The sequence below is a fragment of the Acidiphilium rubrum genome (genome assembly GCF_900156265.1).
Taxonomy (GTDB): Bacteria; Pseudomonadota; Alphaproteobacteria; order Acetobacterales; family Acetobacteraceae; genus Acidiphilium; species Acidiphilium rubrum.
Genome location: NZ_FTNE01000060.1, coordinates 2,501 through 5,849, shown reverse-complemented (window position 1 = coordinate 5,849; position 3,349 = coordinate 2,501). Strand labels below are relative to the sequence as shown.

General features: G+C 55.0%; 1 tRNA gene and 2 rRNA genes. All 3 read right to left on the bottom strand.

Features of this window, described 5'->3' with window-relative positions:
* Position 1 precedes the first annotated feature (1 nt).
* Positions 2 to 78 (bottom strand) — tRNA-Met (locus tag BW994_RS18530).
* Between the two features lie 36 nt (positions 79 to 114).
* Positions 115 to 229, bottom strand: a 5S ribosomal RNA gene (rrf, locus tag BW994_RS18525).
* A gap of 131 nt (positions 230 to 360) precedes the next feature.
* Positions 361 to 3,108: ribosomal RNA gene (locus BW994_RS18520) — 23S ribosomal RNA — on the bottom strand.
* Positions 3,109 to 3,349 lie beyond the last annotated feature (241 nt).

Here is a 3,349-nt window from a genome sequence, read left to right as displayed (position 1 = left end):
GTGGTTGCGGGGACCAGATTTGAACTGATGACCTTCAGGTTATGAGCCTGACGAGCTACCGGGCTGCTCCACCCCGCGGGTGTGTGTTTGTGTTGTGGTTCGATAGGTTGGAGGACCTGGCGGCGACCTACTCTCCCGTGCCTTGAGGCACAGTACCATGGGCGCTGGGGGTTTTCACGGCCGAGTTCGGGATGGGATCGGGTGCGGGCTCCCCGCAATGGCCACCAGGTCGTCCAGCCTATCGATTGGTTCGATGGGTTGGTGGGTTGGATTGGTGCGTGTGTGGGGTTTGAAGGTTGATTACCTGTGCGTCGACATTTGTTGTTGATGTCTATGCATGGTGGGGGTGGGTTGTAGATGATTGAAAGTTCTATCGGGTGATTAGTACCGGTTAGCTGAGAGTGTTACCACTCTTACACACCCGGCCTATCGACGTGATGGTCTATCACGACCCTCAGGGAGACCTATTTTCGAGGTGGGTTTCCCGCTTAGATGCTTTCAGCGGTTATCCCGTCCATACTTAGCTACTCGGCTGTGCCACTGGCGTGACAACCGATGCACCAGAGGTATGTTCATCCCGGTCCTCTCGTACTAGGGACAAATCCTCTCAAGTCTCCAACACCCACGGCAGATAGGGACCGAACTGTCTCACGACGTTCTAAACCCAGCTCACGTACCACTTTAATCGGCGAACAGCCGAACCCTTGGGACCTGCTCCAGCCCCAGGATGTGATGAGCCGACATCGAGGTGCCAAACCTCCCCGTCGATGTGGACTCTTGGGGGAGATCAGCCTGTTATCCCTAGAGTACCTTTTATCCGTTGAGCGATGGCCCTTCCACGTGGAACCACCGGATCACTATGGCCGACTTTCGTCTCTGCTCGAACTGTCGTTCTCGCAGTCAGGCGGGCTTATGCCATTGCACTCAGCAGCCGATGTCCGACCGGCTTGAGCCCACCATCGCGCGCCTCCGTTACTCTTTAGGAGGCGACCGCCCCAGTCAAACTGCCCACCATGCAGGGTCCCGGACCGGGATAACCGGCCGCGGTTAGACATCAAAAGCGCGCAGGGCGGTATTTCAAGGTTGGCTCCACACAAGCTAGCGCCCATGCTTCAATGCCTCCCGCCTATCCTACACAGCACTCTTCTGATGCCACTGCAAAGTTGCAGTAAAGGTTCATAGGGTCTTTCCGTCTGACCGCGGGTACCCCGCATCTTCACGGGGAATTCAATTTCGCTGAGCCGATGCTGGAGACAGTGGGGAAGTCGTTACGCCATTCGTGCAGGTCGGAACTTACCCGACAAGGAATTTCGCTACCTTAGGACCGTTATAGTTACGGCCGCCGTTTACCGGGGCTTCAATTCAGTGCTTGCACACCTCCTCTTAACCTTCCGGCACCGGGCAGGCGTCAGACCCTATACGTCGTCTCTCGACTTCGCAGAGCCCTGTGTTTTTACTAAACAGTCGCTACCCCCTCTTTTGTGCCACCCGCACATGGTTGCCCACATACGGGTCTCGCTTATCCCGAAGTTACGCGAGTAATTTGCCTAGTTCCTTCAACATCGTTCTCTCAAGCGCCTTGGTATGCTCTACCAGTCCACCTGTGTCGGTTTAGGGTACGGTCTATACGCTGGAGCTATTTCCTGGAATGCTCAAAAAGCCCGGTCAATCCAATAAGACCGAACAACATCTCGCATTCGTCACTTCCAGCAGGCGGAGGAATATTCACCCCCTTCCCATCGACTACGGCTTTCGCCCTCGCCTTAGGGGCCGGCTCACCCTGCGCGGATTAACCTTGCGCAGGAACCCTTGGACTTTCGGCGACAGAGTTTCTCACTCTGTTTGTCGCTACTCATGTCAGCATTCGCACTTCCGATACCTCCAGGAGGGGTCACCCCATCTCCCTTCACAGGCCTACGGAACGCTCCGCTACCGCGCATGACCCCTGACGAGATCACGCACCCACAGCTTCGGTATGTGGCTTTAGCCCCGTTACATCTTCGGCGCAGGATTTCTATTAGACCAGTGAGCTATTACGCTTTCTTTAAAGGATGGCTGCTTCTAAGCCAACCTCCTGGTTGTTATGGAATTCCCACATCCTTTCCCACTTAGCCACAATTTGGGGACCTTAGCTGGTGGTCTGGGCTGTTTCCCTCTCGACGATGGACCTTAGCACCCACCGTCTGTCTGCCGCGCAAGACACTTCGGTATTCGGAGTTTGGTTAGGTTTGGTAAGACTTTGGGTCCCCCTAGCCCATCCAGTGCTCTACCCCCGAAGGCATACACACGACGATCTACCTCAATAGATTTCGCGGAGAACCAGCTATCTCCGAGTTTGATTGGCCTTTCACCCCTAGCCACAGCTCATCCCCGACTTTTTCAACAGGCGTGGGTTCGGCCCTCCAGTGCGTGTTACCGCACCTTCAGCCTGGCCATGGCTAGATCACTCGGTTTCGGGTCTTCTACCTGCAACTAAGCGCCCTATTCAGACTCGCTTTCGCTACGCCTACGCCTATCGGCTTAAGCTCGCTGCAAACAGAAACTCGCTGACCCATTATACAAAAGGTACGCCGTCACCGCAGATGCGGCTCCGACTGCTTGTAGGCATCCGGTTTCAGGTCTCTTTCACTCCCCTCGTCGGGGTGCTTTTCACCTTTCCCTCACGGTACTTGTGCACTATCGGTCACCAGGGAGTATTTAGGCTTAGAGGGTGGTCCCCCTATATTCAGACAGGATTTCACGTGTCCCGCCCTACTCAAGGACTTATAATCTCGCTTCGCATACGGGGCTATCACCCGCTATGGCCGGAGTTTCCAATCCGTTCTGCTGCTAAACCATAAGCCACTGGCCTGTTCCGCGTTCGCTCGCCACTACTAACGGAATCTCATTTGATGTCTTTTCCTCCAGGTACTGAGATGTTTCAGTTCCCCGGGTTCGCCTCTGCAACCTATGTATTCAGTTGCAGATACCCTTGCGGGTGGGTTTCCCCATTCGGATATCCACGGATCAACGCCTGCTCGCGGCTCCCCGTGGCTTTTCGCAGCGTGCCACGTCCTTCATCGCCTCCTGGTGCCAAGGCATCCACTGAATGCCCTTCATTCACTTACAATCTCAACTCACCATCGCCTCGATCAGCCACTTGCGTGACCAATAAATTTGACGGCCCACCATGCATAGACATCATCACTAATGTCCAAACACGGCAATCAACACACGTCCTGAATACTCGCCCAAAACCATCTTTCGGTCACGGCTTACACCGCAATCCGGGTCAGACACCCAAGATGATCCGAACGGAACGACACAACCCATAACACACACCACGATCCGATCGGGCTTTCACCCCACC